Source organism: Flavobacterium psychroterrae (assembly GCF_018380615.1).
GTDB lineage: Bacteria > Bacteroidota > Bacteroidia > Flavobacteriales > Flavobacteriaceae > Flavobacterium > Flavobacterium psychroterrae.
Window position 1 is genome coordinate 1 of sequence record NZ_JAGYVZ010000020.1, and the last position, 20,195, is coordinate 20,195.

Below are 20,195 nucleotides of genomic sequence, written 5' to 3' on the forward strand. Positions count from 1 at the left end.
AATATATAGACTATTATAATAATGATCGAATAAAACTTAATCTAAAAGGAATGAGCCCGATACAATATCGAGCTCATTATTATCAAATTTAATTATAAATTCGTCTAAACTTTTGGGTGCAGTCCAACTTGTCGGGTTTATTTTTTATGTTTTATCCTTACTTCAACTTTAAACAAATATTAAATTTCAATCAATCAATATTTTACATATAAAAATATAGTATTTTTAGTCTAGTTTTTATCCATTGATATCAGAAACTTGCATATTATTTCAATTAACAAAAAATTAACATGACATTTGTATGTACAACTATTAAAAGATATACATTTGTATATACAAATTAGACACTTACGACTATGACAATTGAAGAGGTTATAAAAAGTACAGTTAAGATGGATAATGCGAAAAAAGTTATTCTGAATATCATGTACACGCAAAATGTAATTCAGGATCATTTCAACGAGTTGATAAAACCGTATGATTTATCCGGAGAACAATATAATGTGTTACGAATATTAAGAGGACAAAAAGGAAATCCTGCTAATATGTGTGTAATACAGGAACGGATGCTGGCAAAAACAAGTAATACAACCCGATTAGTAGACAAATTATTACTAAAGGATTTTGTTACAAGAAATGTTTGTCCTGGTAATAGACGTAAAATTGAAGTATTGATCACCCAAAAGGGATTAAATATTTTAAAAGAGTTAGACCCGAAGGTCGATGAGCACGAGCGCAGATTTGCCGGAAATATAAGTCAGCAAGAATTAGAATTATTAAATCAATTATTAGAAAAATACCGAACCCAACAAAATTAATATTATGAGCACATTATTAGAAAATCTAAACTGGAGATATGCTACCAAGAAATTTGATGCAACTAAAAAAATCTCTTCAGAAGATTTAAATACTTTAAAAGAAGCTGTTAGATTAAGCGCTTCTTCATACGGTTTACAACCTTACAAAGTTGTTATTGTAGAAAATGCAGAAATCAGAGAGCAATTAAAAGCTGCTGCATACGGACAAACTCAAATTACGGATGCATCTCAATTGTTTATTTTTGCAAATGACTTAAATGTTGGAGCAGAATCTGTTGATGCTTATATCAAAAACATTAGCGAAACAAGAGGTGTTCCTGCTGATGCTCTTGCTGGATTCAGCGATATGATGAAGGGTACAATTGCTAATTTATCAAGCGAAAATAAAAACATCTGGACAGCAAAACAAACTTACATCGCTTTAGGAACTTTATTAAGTGCCGCATCCGAATTAAAAATCGATGCAACTCCAATGGAAGGATTTAATGCCGCTGCTTTCAACGAAATCTTAGGTTTCGATAAACTAGGTTTAAACGCGTCAGTTATTGCTACTGTTGGTTACAGACATGGTGAAGATGATACGCAACACTACAAAAAAGTTAGAAAATCTCACGAAGAATTATTTATCACTATATAATTATTATTAATCTAAAATCAATTTTTACAACATGAAAAATTTTAAAACAATTGCAATAGCATTATTCGTAGCAGTAGCTAGTATTTCAGTAAATGCTCAAACAAAAAAAATCGACGTAGCGTCAAGTACTATCAAATGGGTAGGTAAAAAAGTAACTGGAGAACACTCTGGAACTGTAAACTTTAAAGACGGATCTATTATTTTTAAAGGAAAAAAATTAACTGGAGGAAGCTTTGTAGTTGATATGACTTCATTAACTTCTACAGATTTAACTGGAGAATACCAAGGAAAATTAAACGGTCACTTAAAAGCTGATGACTTTTTTGGAACTGATAAATTCCCAACTGCAAAATTAGTTTTCAAAAAAATTGGTACTACTAAAACTGCTAATGTTTATGCTGTAACTGCTGATTTAACTATCAAAGGAATTACTAAACCTGTAACTTTTGATCTTACTGTTAACCCAAACAGTGCTACAACAGCTTTCAAAGTTGACAGAACTAAATATGATATCAAATACAACTCTGGTAACTTCTTTGAAAACTTAGGAGACAAAACTATCAATGACGATTTTGAATTAACTGTAGCTTTAAAATTCTAATATTTTAAAACATATTAATTCTTATAAGATAAACCCCAATAGTTCAGTAACTATTGGGGTTTCTTTATATAATATATTTCCAAAAAGATAACATACTTAATATTCACCTAACACTTTCGTAATATCATACAATGGTTTGATTAACATTCGGCTTCTAATTTTGGGATTATTTAAAAATCAAAAACTAGAAATCAAAATTATAGTTATGAAAACAAAAATACACATTGCGATTATTGCTCTTATAAGTACTTTATTGCTACAAGCCCAACAGCCAAAAGGAATTATTGGCAACAATAACTGGATGAACAACTGGACCAATTTTAAGCCTGCAAATACTGAATACGGCGAAGCTACTAATATCATTGCAGGCAATATCGATAAAGACACTAAATTAACTAAACGCAATACATATCAATTAGTTGGAGTAGTTTATGTAACTAATAATGCTGTTTTAACGATAGAACCCGGAACAGTTATTCGTGGCGACGACAAATCCTGCGGAACTCTTGTTATAACTAATGGTTCAAAAATTATGGCAGAAGGCTTAGAAACTGATCCAATCGTTTTTACTTCAAATAAAGAAATTTCAGAAAGAAAGCCTGGCGATTGGGGTGGAATTATCATTTTAGGAAAAGCTCCAATAAATACCATTGGCGGTATTCATACATTACCATTTGACTTAGAACCATTGTTAAACCATTATGGAGGTCAGGATTCAGAAGATAATTCAGGTATTTTAAAATATGTTCGAATTGAATATTCGGGAAGAAAATTAAGCGCTGCAAAGGAACTTAACGGACTTTCACTAGCCGGTGTTGGCAGAAAAACTATATTAAACAGCATTCAGATTAGTTTTTCAAACGATGATTCTTTTGAGTGTTACGGAGGGGATTTAAATATGACTAATCTTGTTTCGTACAGAACAACAGATGATGATTTTGATTTTACTCAAGGTGCTCAAATCAATATCAACAATAGTATTGCAATTCGTCATCCATTTTCGTCTGATGTTTCCGGTTCACGATGTTTTGAAGTAGATTCATATGACAAAATTGGAAATACGGATATGAGCAAAAAACTAACTAAAATAAATGCAAACAATATCACTTTAGTAAATTTAGAAGAAAACAATCAGGGACTTGTGAGAGAATCTGTTTATGTACGAGAAAATACTTTATTTAATTTAACGAACAGTATTATTTCTGGCTTTACTCCTTTTGCATTATTAGAAGGAAATATTGGAAATGGAGAAGTTAATTTAGCTAAAATTACATTCAAAAACTTAATCGTTAATAATTGTACTGGTGGCATTACGAGCGAAGCTGGAGGAGCTAATGCTATAATCGAAAAGTTCTACAGCAATCCTAATTTTGAAATTAATTTTACAAAAATAAAAAACAGTGAATTGTTTACAATCCCTAATATCAAAGGAAATCCCGACTTTAGAATTAACCAAAACAATACAATTGCGATTGGGAATTAAGTTATTAAAAATATGAATTTTAGCAAAATGTAACAAATTTCTATATTTAGAAAAGTTTTTTTTTAATTTTTATGTATTCTAATCCAAATTACATTTATATATTTGTGACATCAAAATAAGATATGAAAACAATAATGAACAATACTTGGTGGTGGAAGAATTTACGTCAAACGTCGTGAACTAAGCTTCCTATGGTATTTTCAAAACTATAAATATAAAAGGCTTGTCATCACGACAAGCCTTTTTTTTTGGTAAAAACTCAAGTGAAAAATTAAAATTTAAAAACTAAAACTTTGAAACCTTTTATACTCAACACACATTACAAACAAATTCTGGCAGATACTATTACGCCGGTTAGTATTTATTTTAAAATAAGAGATAAATTCCCCAATAGTTTATTACTTGAAAGTAGTGATTATCATGGAAATGATAACAGTTTCTCTTACATCTGCTGCAACCCTATTGCAACGATTAAAATCGAGAACGAAATCATTTCAAAAACTTTTCCTGATGGAACGACGGAACAAATTTCAATTGAGGCTTCAACGAATATCCCACAAGTAATTCAGGAATTTTCAAGTCAGTTTAAATCAGAAAAAAACGATTTTAAATTCATTAATAATGGTTTATTCGGATACATTTCTTATGATGCTGTTCGTTATTTCGAGAAAGTTTCAATTGCTAAAAAAGACAATGCAACTTCAATTCCTGATATATTTTATGCAGTTTATCAAAATATAATTGCAATTAATCACTTCAAAAATGAAGCTTATATTTTCTGCCATAGTCTAGATGGAAAAAATAATATTTCGGAAATCGAGCAATTATTACAATCCAGAAATATTGCCTCTTATAAATTTACCAAAGAAGGCGAAGGCTTCTCTAACTTAACTGATGAAGAATTCAAACACAATGTGGCTTTAGCCAAAAAACATTGTTTCCGTGGCGACGTTTTTCAATTGGTATTATCGCGTCGTTTTACACAGGGCTTCAAAGGTGATGAATTTAATGTTTATCGCGCTTTACGCAGCATTAATCCTTCTCCGTATCTGTTCTTTTTTGATTATGGGGATTTTAAAATATTTGGGTCTTCGCCCGAAGCACAAATTATCGTAAAAAACAGAAAAGCAGAAATTCACCCCATTGCAGGAACGTTTAAAAGAACGGGAAATGACGAACGAGATGCGGTTTTAGCCAAACAACTTTCTGAAGATAAAAAAGAAAACAGCGAACACGTAATGCTTGTTGATTTGGCCAGAAACGATTTAAGCCGAAATGGTCATGATGTAAATGTGGAGAAATACAGAGAAGTTCAGTTTTTCTCCCACGTGATTCACTTGGTTTCAAAAGTAACAGGACATTTACATGAAAAAGCGACCACTATGCAAGTTGTTGCAGATACTTTTCCTGCAGGAACTTTAAGCGGCGCACCAAAACACAGAGCGATGCAATTGATTGAAGATTACGAAAAAACAAACCGTAATTTTTACGGAGGCGCAATTGGTTTCATGGATTTTGAAGGAAACTTTAATCACGCGATTATGATTCGAACTTTCCTGAGTAAAAATCATCAGTTACATTGTCAGGCGGGTGCAGGAATTGTAGCAAGTTCAGATGAAGAAAGTGAAATGCAGGAAGTTTATAATAAACTAAGAGCTCTGAATACCGCGCTGGAAATGGCGGAGAAAATATAAATATAGTTTCACGTTTTCTTTGTTTCAGGTTTCAAGTTGGTTGGAACGTGAATTAAGAAAACTTGAAACCTGAAACTTGAAAAAAATTAACTAATCAAAAAACTTATGAAAAATTATATTTCCTTCATTATTGTTATCCTATTTTTCGCTTCATGCGAAAAGAAAGGTTCTGAGATTCTTCCGTTGGTTGGAACCTGGCGTTTGATATCAGCAGAAACGACAGAAAAAGATTCAACATTCTCGACTTTCAATCCAAAAACAAAAATGATTAAAATTATAAATGATACTCATTTTGCTTTTTTTAATCATGACTTGAATCATGGAAAAGACAGTTCGGCATTATTTTTCGGCGGAGCAGGGAAATATACTTTAAAAGATAGTGTTTATACAGAGCATTTAGAGTTTTTCAATAACAGGCAATGGGAGAATAATAAGTTTGAATTTATAGTAAAAATTAAAAATGACACTCTGATACAAAGAGGATTCGAAAAAATAGAAAAATTAGGCGTTGACCGAATTATTGTCGAAAAATATGTTCGAGAAAAATAGAAAAAAATTAGTTGCCAGTTTCAGTTTATAGTCTCAGTTTAAAAACTTAGTAACTCAGAAACTTAGTAACTTAGAAACTCAAAAAAAATGAAAAAAATATTAGTTATAGACAATTACGATAGTTTTACTTATAATTTAGTGCACTATTTAGAAGATTTAAATTGCGAAGTTACCGTTTATAGAAATGATGAATTTGAAATTGACGAAATCGCAATTTTCGATAAAATATTACTTTCGCCAGGACCCGGAATTCCGGATGAAGCAGGTTTATTAAAAGCAGTAATCGAAAAATATGCTCCAACAAAAAGTATTTTAGGAGTTTGTTTGGGACAACAAGCGATTGGTGAAGTTTTTGGCGGAACGCTTTCTAACCTTGACAAGGTGTATCACGGTGTTGCTACAAATGTAAAAAAAGTAGTTTCAGATGAGATTTTGTTTGAAGGTTTAGGAAACGAATTCGAAGTTGGAAGATACCATTCATGGGTTGTAGACGCAAATTTGCCAGACGTTCTTGAAGCGACTTCAATTGATGAAAATGGCCAAATTATGTCATTAAGACACAAAACGTTTGATGTAAGAGGTGTTCAGTTTCATCCCGAAAGTGTTTTGACTCCAAATGGGAAAAGGATATTGGAGAATTGGATTAAGAGTTAGTATAACTTTTAACAAAAATATTACCTTAAAAATCAATGCATATATTATAAATTTAACGTCAAGTATTAATTAAAACATTTAATCCTTGACGTTAAATCTAAAAACAAATAAAACAATGAAAAAAATTCTACTTATTTTACTGATTCTCTTATCAACTTATTCGTTTGCCGCTGATGTGAGCGGTAAAGTTTTTTTAGACAATACATCAAATTTTGAAAACTCTACAATTACTTTCACACCGGTTTCACCAAGTGCTGTACTAACTCAAACAACATCTCAAATAGATGGAGGTTTTACGGCTATTGTTGCTAATGGGATTTATAATATAAAATATGAAAAGAATGGCTACCAAACTTACGAACTATTAAATTATTTCATAAATGGTACTATTACATTAAATGATGTTACGTTATCGTCTAATAATTTAGTACTGGTAAATGGTAATGTTAGTGGAGCGTGGACCAAAGGAAATACTTATAAAGTAACAAGAGATATTATTGTCCCGTTTGGTCAAACATTAACTATCGAGAAAGGTGTTGAAATAAAATTTGATGGTTATTACTCACTAACTGTTAATGGGACTATAGTTGCAAATGGCTCTAAAGACAATTATATTAAATTCACATCTGCTAAAGCTATTCCAACAAATCAAGATTGGAACCAGATAACAATTAATAGTACAACAACATCAATAATGGACTATTGCATTATAGAATATGGTAAAATCTATGATATTAATAATAACAACGAATCCTTTATAAATATAAATGGTAACTTTAACTTGTCTAATTCTATTATTAGGAATTCAAATAAGGAAGCGATAAGAAATCTTAGTTCTTCTAATGGGAATGTTAATATAATTAACAATAAAATTTACAATTGCTCTTACGGAATTCTTTTTGGAGGGACTGGCAAAATAATAATTCGTAATAACGAAGTACATGATAATACATTATTCGGTATTTATATTGGGATGGATTCCAATTCTATAATTGTAGAAGGAAATACAGTTTATAATTGTAATTATATGGGAATATTAGTTCAATCTAATATAAGAGTGGAACGAAATATTGTATTTAATAATAAGTTTTATGGAATATTTGCTCAATATAGCAAACCAACTATTGTTAACAATACAGTAATGTTTAACCAAAATGGTATCGGGCTATATGATAATGAGACATTCAGGATAACAAATCCAATTATCAATTCCAACATTATAACTAATAATTTGTATTATGGAATTCATTCTCAAGGAGTAAACAAACCAGAATCCGTTTCCTATAATTTAATATATAATAATGGTTCGGGAGTTGGAAATGTTTTACCAGTTGGTGTTGGTCCGGTAATTACAGTAAATAAAAATAACACTCCATCTGATGCTTACTATAACATATTTGTTGACCCAGAATTTGAATCTACTATTCAAACAGAAAGCACTTTTTGCACTTTAAGAAGTGATTCACAAGCGGTTAATGCTGGGGATCCTTCAATAATTGTATCGAATGGAACAATCGCTGATATTGGCGCAAAAGAATTAGGAGGAAATTTATCTACAGGAGTAATTACAAAACCTAAAGTGACAAGTTTAAAAGTTTTCCCTAATCCAACTACCGATTATTTATCTTTTGAAACTAATGAAAATTCGCCATTTGATTCAATCAAATTTTTCGATATCAATGGTAAAAATATAGATCAAATTAAATTAAACGAATCAACATCATCTTATCAATGGAAAACACCTGCTTATCTTAATAAAGGAGCTTACTTCTATGTTATTATGAATGGTAAATCAGTTATAGATTCTGGAAAATTTATTAAAATCTAATTTGTATAACTAAATCTGGTAATTAATATTTCTAATCGAATTGAAGATGATTACAGACTGAAATTATTAATAGAATAAAAAAAATGAAAACTATATTAAACAAATTAATCAACCACGAAGTTCTTACAAAAGAAGAAGCAAAAAACGTATTGATTAATATTTCAAGCGGAAGTTATAATCCAAGTCAGATTTCGTCATTTTTGACCGTATTTATGATGCGAAGTATTACGATTGATGAACTTTCCGGATTTCGTGAGGCTTTATTAGAATTATGTGTTCGCGTTGATTTATCAGCTTATAACACCATCGATTTATGCGGAACCGGTGGTGACGGAAAAGACACTTTCAATATTTCAACTTTAGCTTCCTTTATATCAGCAGGGGCCGGAATAAAAGTGGCGAAACACGGAAATTATGGTGTTTCATCGATTTCAGGATCAAGCAACGTAATGGAAAAAATGGGAATCAAATTCAGCAATGATTCATCCTTTTTAGAAAAATGTATTGACAAAGCCGGAATTTGTGTTTTGCACGCTCCCCTATTTCACCCTGCGATGAAAAATGTTGGCCCAATTCGTAAAGAATTAGCTGTAAAAACGTTCTTTAATATGTTGGGACCAATGGTAAATCCATCGTTTCCCCAAAATCAATTGGTTGGAGTTTTCAATCTTGAATTAGCGAGAATGTATGCCTATTTATATCAAAATACCGATATAAATTTTACCATCTTACATTCGCTTGACGGCTATGACGAAATCTCCTTAACAGGTCCAACCAAAACGATTACATCCCACATGGAAGGTATGTTAAACCCTTCAGATTTTGGGGTTAGACTTTTATCACAAAGCGAAATCGAAGGCGGAAAAACCATCGAAGAATCAGCTGAAATGTTTACGAATATCATTTCCGGAAAAGGAACTGAAGCACAGAACAATGTAGTTTTAGCCAATGCCGCAATGGCAATTGCAACGGTTACAAAATGTTCTCCGTTAGAAGGATTTGAATTAGCAAAAGAAAGCCTGTTCTCTGGAAAAGGGCTAAAAGCATTAAATAAATTGAAAGATTTAATGATTTAAAAATTGAAGCATTATGACCAAATCTTTTGAAGAATTTGAAGTATACAAGAAAGGAATTCATCTTGCCAAATTAACTTTTGGATTAATGAATACTAAACCCTTTGAAAGAGAATTTGGATTCAAAGATCAAATAAAAAGAGCAGTTGTTACAATAACGAATAATATTGCTGAGGGATCAGAATACAACAATAACAAACAATTAATAAGATATCTAAAAATTTCAAAAGGAAGTTGTGCCGAAGTCAGAAGTATGCTGATTCTAGCAAGAGAACTTGAATTTTGCAGCCAATTAGAAATTCAAAAAAGTTATGATTTAAGTATTGAAATATCACAAAACTTATCAAACTTTATAAAATACTTAAATACCAAAATAGAAGCTTAATTTAATAGATTATTTTTTTAATCTTTAAATTTTTCAATCTTTAAATTATAATTAAATGAATATTTTAGACAAAATAATATTTGATAAACAACGAGAAGTCATCCTGAAAAAATCAATCATTCCGGTTTCGCAATTGGAAAGCTCCGTGTTTTTTGGAAGAGAAACCATTTCTTTAAGTCAAAAACTAAAAACAAGTTCAACTGGAATTATTGCAGAACACAAACGTCGCTCACCTTCAAAATCAGTAATTAATCATAATTTTACGGTTGAAGAAGTAGTAAAAGGATATGAAAACGCCGGTGCTTGCGGAATTTCTGTTTTAACGGATGGAAAATATTTTGGAGGTTCTCTTGATGATTTACTTTTGGCAAGAGCGAGCGTAAATATTCCGCTTTTGCGAAAAGAGTTTATTGTTGATGAATACCAAATTCTGGAAGCAAAAGCTTTTGGAGCTGATTTGATTTTATTAATAGCAGCGGTTTTAACGCGTGAAGAAATCAAATCATTATCCCAATTTGCTAAGAAATTAGGTTTAGAAGTTTTACTTGAAGTTCACAACCAGGAAGAATTAGAAAAATCGATTATGCCAACTTTAGATATGATTGGCGTGAATAACCGAAACCTAAAAAATTTTGAAGTAAGCCTTGATTTCAGTAAACAATTAGCATCGCGAATTCCGGATGATTTTGTAAAAGTTTCAGAAAGCGGAATCTCATCAATCGAAGCAATTTCTGAACTTAAACCTTACGGCTACAAAGGATTTTTAATTGGAGAAAACTTCATGAAAACCGACAACGCCGGAAAAGCAGCAACAGAATTTATTAAAAGCTTAGAATAAAACACGAATTTCACGAATTAACACGAATTGAATCAGTGTAATTAGTGGCAAAAAACTTAGTGTCTTTGTGCCTTTGTGGCAAACAAAAACACAAAGCTTTGTGAACTTTGTACTTTTAAGCGTAATCAATATAAAAAATCCTTAGCGCCCTTTGCGGTAAAAAAACAAAAACAAAATGAAACTCAAAATATGCGGCATGAAATATCCCGAAAACATTCTCGAAGTAGGCGCACTCCTACCCGATTATATGGGATTTATTTTTTATGAAAAATCCGCTCGATATTTTAACGGAACGATTCCGGAATTGATTAAAACAATTAAAAAAGCAGGTGTCTTTGTAAATGAATCGGTTGAAAATATAATAAACAAAATCAATGAACATAATTTACAAGCTGTCCAATTACACGGAGAAGAATCTGTAGCATTCTGTCAGGAATTAAAAAACAAGATGGATAATAAAATCGAAATCATAAAGGTATTTTCAGTTGGAGATGATTTTGATTTCGAAGTTGTAAAACCTTTTGAAAATGTTTGCAATTATTTTCTATTCGACACAAAAGGAAAATTACCTGGCGGAAACGGAACAACTTTCGACTGGAAAATATTAAAAAATTATAAATCCGACAAACCATTTTTCTTAAGTGGTGGCATCGGACTTGAAGAAATAGCAGCGATTAAAAATCTTAAATTGCCTGTTTATGCCATCGATGTAAACAGTAGGTTTGAAATTGAATCTGGATTAAAAAATAAAAATTTATTAACCAATTTCAAGCGAAAACTTGAAATTGTCAACCTTTAAAATTTCAACAAAATGAATTTTAACGTCAACGAAAAAGGATATTACGGAGAATTTGGAGGGGCTTACATTCCTGAAATGTTATATCCAAATGTAGAAGAATTACGCCAGAATTATTTAAAAATCACAAGCGAACCAGATTTTAAAGCCGAGTTTGATCAATTGCTAAAAGATTACGTTGGGCGACCAAGTCCGCTTTATTTTGCAAAGCGTTTATCTGAGAAATACAATACAAAAGTTTACTTAAAAAGAGAAGACTTAAACCATACCGGCGCACATAAAGTAAATAACACTATTGGGCAAATATTGGTTGCAAAACGTTTAGGCAAAAAGCGTATTATTGCCGAAACCGGAGCAGGTCAACACGGTGTTGCAACGGCAACAGTTTGCGCTCTCATGGGTATGGAATGTATCGTTTATATGGGCGAAATTGACATTGCCCGCCAAGCACCAAACGTAGCACGTATGAAAATGTTAGGTGCTGAGGTTCGTCCGGCACTTTCAGGTTCAAGAACTCTAAAAGATGCTACAAACGAAGCGATTAGAGACTGGATCAATAATCCGGTTGACACACATTATATTATTGGATCTGCAATTGGACCGCATCCTTATCCGGATATGGTGACACGTTTTCAAAGTGTAATTTCCGAAGAAATAAAATGGCAGTTAAAAGAAAAAGAAGGTCGCGAAAATCCTGATTATGTAGTCGCTTGCATTGGTGGCGGAAGTAACGCTGCCGGAACTTATTATCACTTTTTACACGAGCCTGACGTTGGAATTATTGCCGTTGAAGCTGCCGGAAAAGGCGTCGACAGCGGTCATAGCGCCGCAACCAGCAAACTAGGAAAAGTAGGCATTATTCATGGTTGCAAAACACTTTTGATGCAAACACCAGACGGACAAATTACGGAGCCATATTCGATTTCTGCAGGTTTGGATTATCCGGGAGTTGGTCCTATGCATGCACATTTAGCACAAACAGGTCGTGGGGAATTCTTTTCTGTAACTGATGATGACGCGATGAATGCAGGTTTACAATTGACTAAACTGGAAGGAATTATTCCGGCAATTGAGAGCGCACATGCCTTTGCCGTTTTGGATCAAAAGAAATTTAAACCAACAGATATTGTGGTTATAAGTCTTTCAGGTCGTGGCGATAAAGATTTAGACAATTATATCGATTATTTTAAATTATAAAAAGAGTAATTTGGGCGTTCCCTACGGTCGGGCTTTCGGCTATATCTTTTGCTTTGCTTCGCCAGCAAAAGGATACCGCCTCTATCCCTAACGCAAACAAATAACGAGAAAATAAGAATTATGGAAAAGTTATTCTCATACGGAACATTAAGGTCGAAACAAATTCAAATGCAGCTTTTTAATAAAATATTGACCGGAACTCCGGATCAACTTTTTGCTTATAAATTAAAAAGTCTACAAATTGAAGAAGAATTTGGAATGGCAGATTATGTTGTAGCTGTACCCAGCGCAGATTCTTCAGATCCTATACACGGTATTGCTTTTAATATTTCGACTACGGATTTAGCCAAAGTGGATATATTCGAATCTAATGCCTATAAAAGAGTTCAGGTCACTTTGAAGTCGGGAACAGTTGCCTGGGTTTATATAGAAAATTGATTTTCTGATAAAAACTGAATGTAAAATGTCAAAATATAATGCCCCAGATTAAAATTCTCACTGATTATTCTGGAGATTTATTTCACGCAGATTTAAATTGATTTAAGCCGATTAAAACAGATTTAATTTAAAAAAATCTGCCTGAATTTGCCAAATCTGCGTAAGATAAAAATTTAATAAAATCTTTTTAATCTGTGGCTCATAATAACATACCTAACAGGTTTTATCCCAAAGCTTCGGAACTGTTAGGAAAAAAAATAAAAACAATGAACAGAATAACTCAAAAATTACAAGAAGATAAAAAGATACTTTCTATTTATTTTTCGGCTGGATATCCTAACTTAACTGATACAGTCCAGATTATTCAGGATTTAGAAAAAAATGGTGTTGATTTAATCGAAATTGGTTTACCTTTTAGCGATCCTTTGGCTGACGGACCAACGATTCAGGCAAGTTCTACTCAAGCGCTTAAAAACGGAATGACAACTCAAATTCTATTCGATCAGCTGAAAAACATTCGCGAAAGTGTGAAAATTCCGTTGATTATTATGGGATATTTTAATCCAATGTTACAATACGGAATTGAAGAATTTTGTAAAAAATGTGCCGAAATTGGTATCGATGGATTAATAATTCCAGACCTTCCAGTTGATGTTTATGCAGACGAATACAAAGCAATTTTTGAAAAATACGGATTAATAAACGTATTCCTAATCACACCACAAACTTCTGATGAGCGCATTCGTTTTATCGACAGCGTTTCAAACGGATTTATTTATATGGTAAGTTCTGCAAGTGTTACGGGTTCTCAATCTGGTTTTGGAAATGTTCAGGAAGATTATTTTGAAAGAATCTCCAATATGAATCTTAAAAATCCACAAATTATCGGTTTCGGAATTTCGAATAAAGAAACGTTTAATCAGGCAACAAAATTTGCAAAAGGAGCTATTATTGGCAGCGCATTTATCAAACATTTAAGCGAAAGCGGTTCTGGAAAAATTAGTGAATTTGTTGGAGAGATTCGATAAAAATTCTATTTTTATTTTAAAATACGTCATTATTGTCACAACAAGCCCTACAGGTTTTAAAACCTGTAGGGTTTACTTTTAGGAACAAAATCACTAACTTGATTCTCCTTCAGAATAAACTAAGAAACACTAAGTTTAATTAATTATCTTAAATTATCAATTCAGTTTCTTATTCAAATACTGTCAAAAACAACTACACGGTTTTCTGTTAATATTGTGTTAAAATAAAATTAAACGACTGTTTAAATTAAACGCTTGTTTAATTTTGTACCCAATTAGAAAAAACATCATGTCACACGTCGAATTAAACGATAAAAAAATTCAGATTCTGGAAGTGGCTGAAAAGCTCTTTTCAGATAAAGGGTTTGAGGGTACATCGATACGGGATATCTCAAAACATGCCAAAATAAACATTGCCATGGTATCGTATTATTTTGGTTCCAAAGAAAGATTATTGGAATCATTGATTATCTACAAAACTTCTGATTTAAAATTACAACTCGAAAATTTATTAAACGAAAACCTGGAACCGCTTGAAAAAGTGAATAAACTAATCGAAATTTACATCAACAGAATTAGTTGTAACAAAGGTATTTTTAGAGTTTTACATTTTGAAATCAACTCAAAGAAGAGAGAAAAAAGTATGATTGCCTTTACAGAATTAAAAAAAGGAAATCTAAAATCTGTAGAAAGTATTATTGCACAAGGTCAGGCAAAGGGCGTTTTTAGAAAAGATATTATTATACCGCTTCTTACCCCTACAATCATTGGAACCTTTTTTCATTTTCATATGAATAAATCTTTCTTCGTAGAATTACTGAATCTTAATACAGAAGAAATGTATAACGATTATATTAAAAACAGTCTTACAAAGCACATTCAACAAACTATAAAAGCTCTACTTGTTTATGAAAATTAATCAATTAATGCTCTTTGGGATTTTCTTTATTGGAATATCATCAATAGAAGCGCAAGAAAAAACGAGTTTAACCTTAGATGAAGCCGTGAAAATGGCTTGGGAAAAAAGTAACGAAGTTACGCTTGCCAATACTAAGGTAAACACAAAAAGATACGAAACGCAAGAGGTTAGAAACAATCAGTATCCGGATTTAAAAATTTCCGGACAATATCAAAGATTGACAAAAGCTTCAATAGACTTGCACAATAACGGTGATACGGCAAGTTCTGACCCTATGCCATCTCCGGATCAGGCAATGTTAGGAATGGCAAATCTTAGTTTGCCAATTTTTGCAGGATTTAAAATTCAGAACAGCATCAAAGCATCTGATAACTTATACGAAGCTGAAAGTGCTTATGCTGCAAAAACTAAAGAGGATGTGACTTTACGTGTAATTACGTATTACAGCGCTTTATACAAGGCACAAAAAACGTTAGATCTTTTAAACGAAAATCAAAAACAAGCGAAACAACGTGTTACTGATTTTACGGAATTAGAGAAAAACGGAATCATCCCAAGAAACGATTTATTGAAAGCACAATTATTGGTTTCAAAAACGCAATTATCTATTGATGAAGCGAATAACAACATCAATAATATCAACTTTTATCTAACGACTTTATTAAAATTAGATCCAAATGTAAAACTTGAGGTTAACGAAACTGATTTCTTTAATCTAAAAACAAGTAATGCGCCAACATCTGATATATTGGCCTTAGAAAACAGAAAAGATTTAGAAGCGATTCGTTTTCAACAAAAAGCCAGCGAAGCAAATGTAAAAATAGCTAAATCAGGTTATTATCCTTCTCTTTCATTATTAGGGGGTTATACTGCTTTAGATCTTAAAGATTTTATTACTGTAAAATATGCCATGAACTTTGGAGTTGGTTTATCTTATGATTTATCAGGAATCTTAAAAAACAGTGCAAATGTAAAAGCTGCTGAAAGCAGAGTATTAGAAGTTAAAAATACAGAAGCCGTAATGACGGATCGTATTAAAGTTGAGGTTCAAAAATCTATTGAAGATTATGACTTAGCGATCAATCAAAGTGTTGTTTATGATGAAGCTCTTTTACAGGCTGCAGAAAACTACAGACTTGTAAAAGACAAATTTGACAATGGCTTATCAGACACTAACGATTTAGTTGAGGCTGATGTAGAACATTTAAATGCTAAAATCAACACGGCTTTGTCTAAAGCAACTATTATTCAAAAATACTACGAATTACTTTCAGTATCAGGACAATTATCACAATCATTCAATCTTTCTAAAATATAATCGATAGCTCTCATGGAAAAGAAAAAAACAAATACTAAATTCATCATTATACTAACCGTATTGATTTTAGTGGGTGGAACTTACGGAATAACAAAATACATGCACTCTTTAGCTCACGAAGAAACAGATGATGCTCAGATTGAGAAAAAAATGAATCCAATTATTCCCAGAGTATCTGGATATATTAGCAAAGTGTATGTAAAAGATAATGATTTTGTAAAAAAAGGAGATACTTTATTTACTATCGACAAAAGAGATTACCAATTGAAGATTGATGAAGCTAATGCTGCATTATTAGGTGCTGAAGGTCAATACGAAGCTGCTAAAGCTGATATTGGAAGTGCATATGCAAGCATTTCAGTTTCTGATGCAAATATGAGATCAGCAGGTGGTTCTATCGAAAGTGCAAAAATCAGATTGAGACAGCTTACAAATGATTTCAATCGTTACAATAATTTGTATAAAACACATACTATTACAAAACAACAATTTGAGCAGGCTCAAAGTGCAAAAGATGAAGCCGAAAATCAAGTTCGTGTTTTAGAACAACAACAAAGAGCAAGTTCTTACCAAAAATCAGTAATTCAATCGAAATCAAAAGTTTCTGATAAACAAACTGAAGTTGCTGCTGCAAATATTAAAAGAGCTAAAACGATGCTTGATGTAGCACATTTAAACCTAACTTATACTGTAGTAACTGCTGCAATTGACGGACAGGTTTCTAAAGTTGATATTCAGCCTGGACAATTAGTTCAGCCGGGACAATCTTTATTTTACATCATCAATAATACTGAAGCTTGGGTTGTAGCCAACTTTAAAGAAACTCAATTAAACAAAATGATTGTGGGTCAAAAAGTAAGCTTAAAAGTTGATGCTTATCCTAACTATGAATTCAAAGGAACTTTAACTTCATTTTCTCCAGCAACAGGATCTCGTTTTTCATTATTACCTCCTGATAACGCAACAGGTAACTTCGTAAAAACAATTCAGAGATTACCGGTAAAAATTAGTTTAGACGAATCAAACGATCCTGAAAAAGTAAAATTACTAAGACCAGGAATGAATGTTGACGTAGACGTACATTTAAAATAATATAATGACAGCAGTACAAGGAGATGACGATTTAGTAGAATACGGTTACAGACGTGTGATTATTACAATTACTGCAGTACTTTGTGCACTGCTGGAAATTGTAGATACCACGATTGTAAACGTAGCACTAACTGACATGCGAGGTAGCCTTGGTGCTACTTTGACTGATGTGGCTTGGGTAATTACAGCATACGCAATTGCGAATGTTATTGTAATACCGATGACGAGTTGGCTTTCACAACAATTTGGAAGACGTAATTATTTTGTGGCCTCTATCATATTATTTACAGTCTGTTCCTTTTTATGCGGAAATGCCAGTAATATTTGGGAATTAGTTGCTTTTAGGTTTGTACAAGGTATGGGTGGTGGAGCTTTATTAGTAACAGCTCAAACTATTATCACCGAGAGTTATCCTATCGCTAAACGTGGTATGGCGCAGGCTATCTACGGAATGGGTGTAATTGTTGGTCCAACTTTAGGTCCGCCTTTAGGAGGATATTTAGTAGATAATTATTCTTGGCCTTATATTTTTTATATCAATATTCCGTTAGGAATTATTGCAACTATTTTGGCACTTACTTTCGTAAGAAGTCCGAAATATGGAGAAAAATTAAAAGCCAATCAGGTTGACTGGTGGGGAATTATATTATTAGCCTCTTTTATTGGATCATTACAATTCGTATTAGAGCACGGACAACAAGACGATTGGTTCAACGATTCGCTTATTGTAACCTTAAGTGTTGTAACTGTTCTGGGATTAGTATTATTTATCTGGCGAGAGCTGACGTATAAACATCCTATTGTAAACTTAAGTGTTTTAAAAGATGGAAATTTAAGAATTGGAACCGTAATGTGTTTTATTCTTGGTTTCGGTTTATACGGATCAACTTTGATTATTCCAATTTATACGCAATCTGTTTTAGGATGGACAGCAACTGATGCTGGATTACTATTGATTCCGGGTTCGATTACCACAGCGATCATGATGCCATTTGTGGGTAATATGATTCAAAAAGGAGTTCCGCAAGGATATATGGTTGGAGTTGGATTTTTAGTATTCTTCTTCTTTACATTTATGATGCAAACCCGCATGACGCCTGATACCGGTGTTGAACATATGTATTGGCCTTTGATTTTAAGAGGAATTGGTTTAGGATTACTTTTTGTACCTATTACTACACTTTCGCTTTCTACATTAAAAGGAAAACATATTGGTGAAGGAGCTGCTTTTACAGGAATGATGAGACAATTGGGTGGTTCATTTGGTATTGCAATTATTACCACTTTTATCACTCGTTTCAGTCAGGAACACCGAGTAGACTTATTGACTAATTTAGATCCTGCAAAATTCGATGTTCAACAACGTATTGCAGGAATGCAAAGAGCATTTGAAGCTAAAGGCTATAGTGCCGATGTCGCTCTTAAAAAAACCTATCAGGCTTTAGAATATTCTGTAATGAAACAAAGTACAGTAATGTCATACATAGATATTTTTATGTATCTGGGAATTATGTTCTTATGCTGTATTCCTATTATATTTTTCATTAAAAAAGGAAAAAACAAAATTAATCCTGCTGATGCAATGCATTAATAATAATTGATTTATAATACGAAAAAGCCGGGCTATTTATTTAGCCCAGCTTTTTGGTTTATAATTCTAACATCCGATGATTGTGGCGAAGGGATTGAAATCCGTACCCAGAATATATTCTAAATTTGAAGGGATTAAAATCCCTACCTACAATATGTTCCGAGTCTCCGACTCTCTATTGAAAACTTAGAAACTTAGTGTCTCAGATTCTTAGCCTCTTTAAAAAAACCTTTGTCCCTCTGAACCTTTACCTCTTTGAACCTTCCTAAAAAAAATTATCTCGTAAAAACCAAATGATTTCCTTCTGAAAGATTGGCATCAAAATGATAGCCTTCATAATCGAAGCCTTTTAAATCATCAACAGTTTCAGCATTTGTATCAATGATATAACGAACCATCATTCCCCTGGCCTTTTTGGCGAAGAAGCTGATTATCTTTAATTTCCCATCTTTATAATCTTTAAAATCAGGAGTAATTACGGGAACTTTTAAAGCTTTTACATCAACTGCTGAGAAATATTCGTTACTGGCTAAATTCACGAATAATTCTCCTTTTTCAAGTTCTTTATTTAAAGATTTTGTTACAGTTGGTTTCCAGAATTCATGAAGGTTTTTATATTCACCAACAGGTAATTTAGTTCCCATTTCTAAACGGTAAGCCTGCATTAAATCCAGCGGTTTTAAAACTCCGTAAAGTCCGGATAAAATTCGAAGTTTGCTTTGTAAAACCTCCAATTTTTCAAGCGGAATTGTATAGGCATCTAAACCTGTATAGACATCACCATCAAAAGTATAAATTGCCGGACGTGCATTTTCTGGTGTAAATGGTGTCTTCCAATCCTGGTTTCTTTTCCAGTTTAGGTCTGATAATTTATCTGAAATGGACATTAGTTCAGATAATTCAGCTGGTTTTTTATCTTTTAGAATTTTATGAACCTGACGTGCTTCTTTTAAAAAAGCTGATTCTGTATATTGTGTAGTTGGTAATTCTTTTTCGAAATTTAAGGACTTTGCCGGCGATATAACAATTTTCATGTGTGCGTTTTTATATGATTCAAAAATACAAATTGAAATCTTAAAAATAAGATATCGGAATTGATTTGTTCGATAGTGATATAAATACTTTTTAACCACAAATTTTACAAATTTTCGCAAATTATATTTAAAATTAAAAATAGAAATTTGCGAAAATTTGTGCAATTTGTGGTTGCTCTTTGCACTTTGACAAAATTCCACACTGAAAATTTTCAATTTCAA

General features: G+C 32.3%; 21 protein-coding genes. 20 read left to right on the top strand and 1 reads right to left on the bottom strand.

Going from position 1 to position 20,195, the window contains the following annotated elements; genetic code table 11:
• From KHA90_RS18730 to KHA90_RS18825, 20 genes are all read left to right on the top strand, one after another.
• The coding region (locus KHA90_RS18730) for an IS3 family transposase (protein ID WP_210667439.1) at positions 1 to 92 on the top strand (92 nt) is incomplete at its 5' end.
• A 264-nt stretch (positions 93 to 356) separates the two neighbouring features.
• Positions 357 to 818, top strand: coding sequence for a MarR family winged helix-turn-helix transcriptional regulator (locus KHA90_RS18735; protein WP_213304571.1), 462 nt, complete (start codon positions 357 to 359; stop codon positions 816 to 818).
• Between the two features lie 4 nt (positions 819 to 822).
• Complete coding sequence (locus KHA90_RS18740) at positions 823 to 1,455, top strand: NAD(P)H-dependent oxidoreductase (RefSeq protein WP_213304574.1); 633 nt, start codon at positions 823 to 825, stop codon at positions 1,453 to 1,455.
• A 31-nt stretch (positions 1,456 to 1,486) separates the two neighbouring features.
• Positions 1,487 to 2,056, top strand: coding sequence for a YceI family protein (locus KHA90_RS18745; RefSeq protein WP_213304577.1), 570 nt, complete (start codon positions 1,487 to 1,489; stop codon positions 2,054 to 2,056).
• A 205-nt stretch (positions 2,057 to 2,261) separates the two neighbouring features.
• Positions 2,262 to 3,539, top strand: a complete 1,278-nt coding sequence (locus KHA90_RS18750) for a hypothetical protein (protein WP_213304580.1) — start codon at positions 2,262 to 2,264, stop codon at positions 3,537 to 3,539.
• Positions 3,540 to 3,832: 293 nt separating this feature from the next.
• The gene (locus tag KHA90_RS18755; RefSeq protein ID WP_213304583.1) at positions 3,833 to 5,233 is read left to right on the top strand and encodes an anthranilate synthase component I family protein; all 1,401 of its coding nucleotides are present in this window, start codon (positions 3,833 to 3,835) and stop codon (positions 5,231 to 5,233) included.
• A gap of 105 nt (positions 5,234 to 5,338) precedes the next feature.
• Positions 5,339 to 5,782 (top strand): lipocalin family protein, encoded by a 444-nt coding sequence (locus KHA90_RS18760; protein WP_213304586.1) that lies wholly within the window; start codon positions 5,339 to 5,341, stop codon positions 5,780 to 5,782.
• An 87-nt stretch (positions 5,783 to 5,869) separates the two neighbouring features.
• On the top strand, positions 5,870 to 6,436 hold the full coding sequence (locus tag KHA90_RS18765) for an anthranilate synthase component II (protein WP_213304589.1): 567 nt from the start codon (positions 5,870 to 5,872) through the stop codon (positions 6,434 to 6,436).
• A gap of 115 nt (positions 6,437 to 6,551) precedes the next feature.
• Positions 6,552 to 8,264 (top strand): right-handed parallel beta-helix repeat-containing protein, encoded by a 1,713-nt coding sequence (locus tag KHA90_RS18770; protein WP_213304591.1) that lies wholly within the window; start codon positions 6,552 to 6,554, stop codon positions 8,262 to 8,264.
• An 83-nt stretch (positions 8,265 to 8,347) separates the two neighbouring features.
• Positions 8,348 to 9,340 carry an anthranilate phosphoribosyltransferase gene (trpD, locus tag KHA90_RS18775; RefSeq protein ID WP_213304594.1) on the top strand — a complete coding sequence of 331 codons (993 nt, stop codon included), beginning with the start codon at positions 8,348 to 8,350 and terminating at the stop codon, positions 9,338 to 9,340.
• 13 nt (positions 9,341 to 9,353) lie between these two features.
• Positions 9,354 to 9,722 (top strand): four helix bundle protein, encoded by a 369-nt coding sequence (locus tag KHA90_RS18780; protein WP_213304597.1) that lies wholly within the window; start codon positions 9,354 to 9,356, stop codon positions 9,720 to 9,722.
• A gap of 55 nt (positions 9,723 to 9,777) precedes the next feature.
• Positions 9,778 to 10,560 carry an indole-3-glycerol phosphate synthase TrpC gene (gene trpC / locus KHA90_RS18785; RefSeq protein ID WP_213304600.1) on the top strand — a complete coding sequence of 261 codons (783 nt, stop codon included), beginning with the start codon at positions 9,778 to 9,780 and terminating at the stop codon, positions 10,558 to 10,560.
• Positions 10,561 to 10,735: 175 nt separating this feature from the next.
• Entirely contained in the window at positions 10,736 to 11,359 is a 624-nt protein-coding gene (locus KHA90_RS18790; protein WP_213304603.1) for a phosphoribosylanthranilate isomerase, read from the top strand.
• 12 nt (positions 11,360 to 11,371) lie between these two features.
• Positions 11,372 to 12,553, top strand: coding sequence for a tryptophan synthase subunit beta (gene trpB / locus KHA90_RS18795; RefSeq protein ID WP_213304606.1), 1,182 nt, complete (start codon positions 11,372 to 11,374; stop codon positions 12,551 to 12,553).
• Between the two features lie 120 nt (positions 12,554 to 12,673).
• Positions 12,674 to 12,991, top strand: coding sequence for a gamma-glutamylcyclotransferase family protein (locus KHA90_RS18800; RefSeq protein ID WP_213304609.1), 318 nt, complete (start codon positions 12,674 to 12,676; stop codon positions 12,989 to 12,991).
• A gap of 266 nt (positions 12,992 to 13,257) precedes the next feature.
• Positions 13,258 to 14,019: a tryptophan synthase subunit alpha gene (trpA, locus tag KHA90_RS18805; RefSeq protein ID WP_213304611.1), complete on the top strand. Its 762-nt coding sequence runs from the start codon at positions 13,258 to 13,260 to the stop codon at positions 14,017 to 14,019.
• Positions 14,020 to 14,308: 289 nt separating this feature from the next.
• Positions 14,309 to 14,938, top strand: coding sequence for a TetR/AcrR family transcriptional regulator (locus KHA90_RS18810; RefSeq protein WP_213304614.1), 630 nt, complete (start codon positions 14,309 to 14,311; stop codon positions 14,936 to 14,938).
• Positions 14,928 to 16,256 carry a TolC family protein gene (locus tag KHA90_RS18815; protein ID WP_213304617.1) on the top strand — a complete coding sequence of 443 codons (1,329 nt, stop codon included), beginning with the start codon at positions 14,928 to 14,930 and terminating at the stop codon, positions 16,254 to 16,256. Before KHA90_RS18810 ends, KHA90_RS18815 begins: the two co-directional genes overlap by 11 nt.
• Before the next feature lie 12 nt (positions 16,257 to 16,268).
• Positions 16,269 to 17,348, top strand: coding sequence for an HlyD family secretion protein (locus tag KHA90_RS18820; protein WP_213304619.1), 1,080 nt, complete (start codon positions 16,269 to 16,271; stop codon positions 17,346 to 17,348).
• A gap of 4 nt (positions 17,349 to 17,352) precedes the next feature.
• A complete protein-coding gene (locus tag KHA90_RS18825) occupies positions 17,353 to 18,939 on the top strand; it encodes an MDR family MFS transporter (protein WP_213304622.1) in 1,587 nt (528 codons plus the stop codon).
• Positions 18,940 to 19,214: 275 nt separating this feature from the next.
• On the opposite strand, the gene yaaA is transcribed toward KHA90_RS18825, so the two are convergent.
• Positions 19,215 to 19,973 carry a peroxide stress protein YaaA gene (gene yaaA / locus KHA90_RS18830; RefSeq protein WP_213304625.1) on the bottom strand — a complete coding sequence of 253 codons (759 nt, stop codon included), beginning with the start codon at positions 19,971 to 19,973 and terminating at the stop codon, positions 19,215 to 19,217.
• Positions 19,974 to 20,195 lie beyond the last annotated feature (222 nt).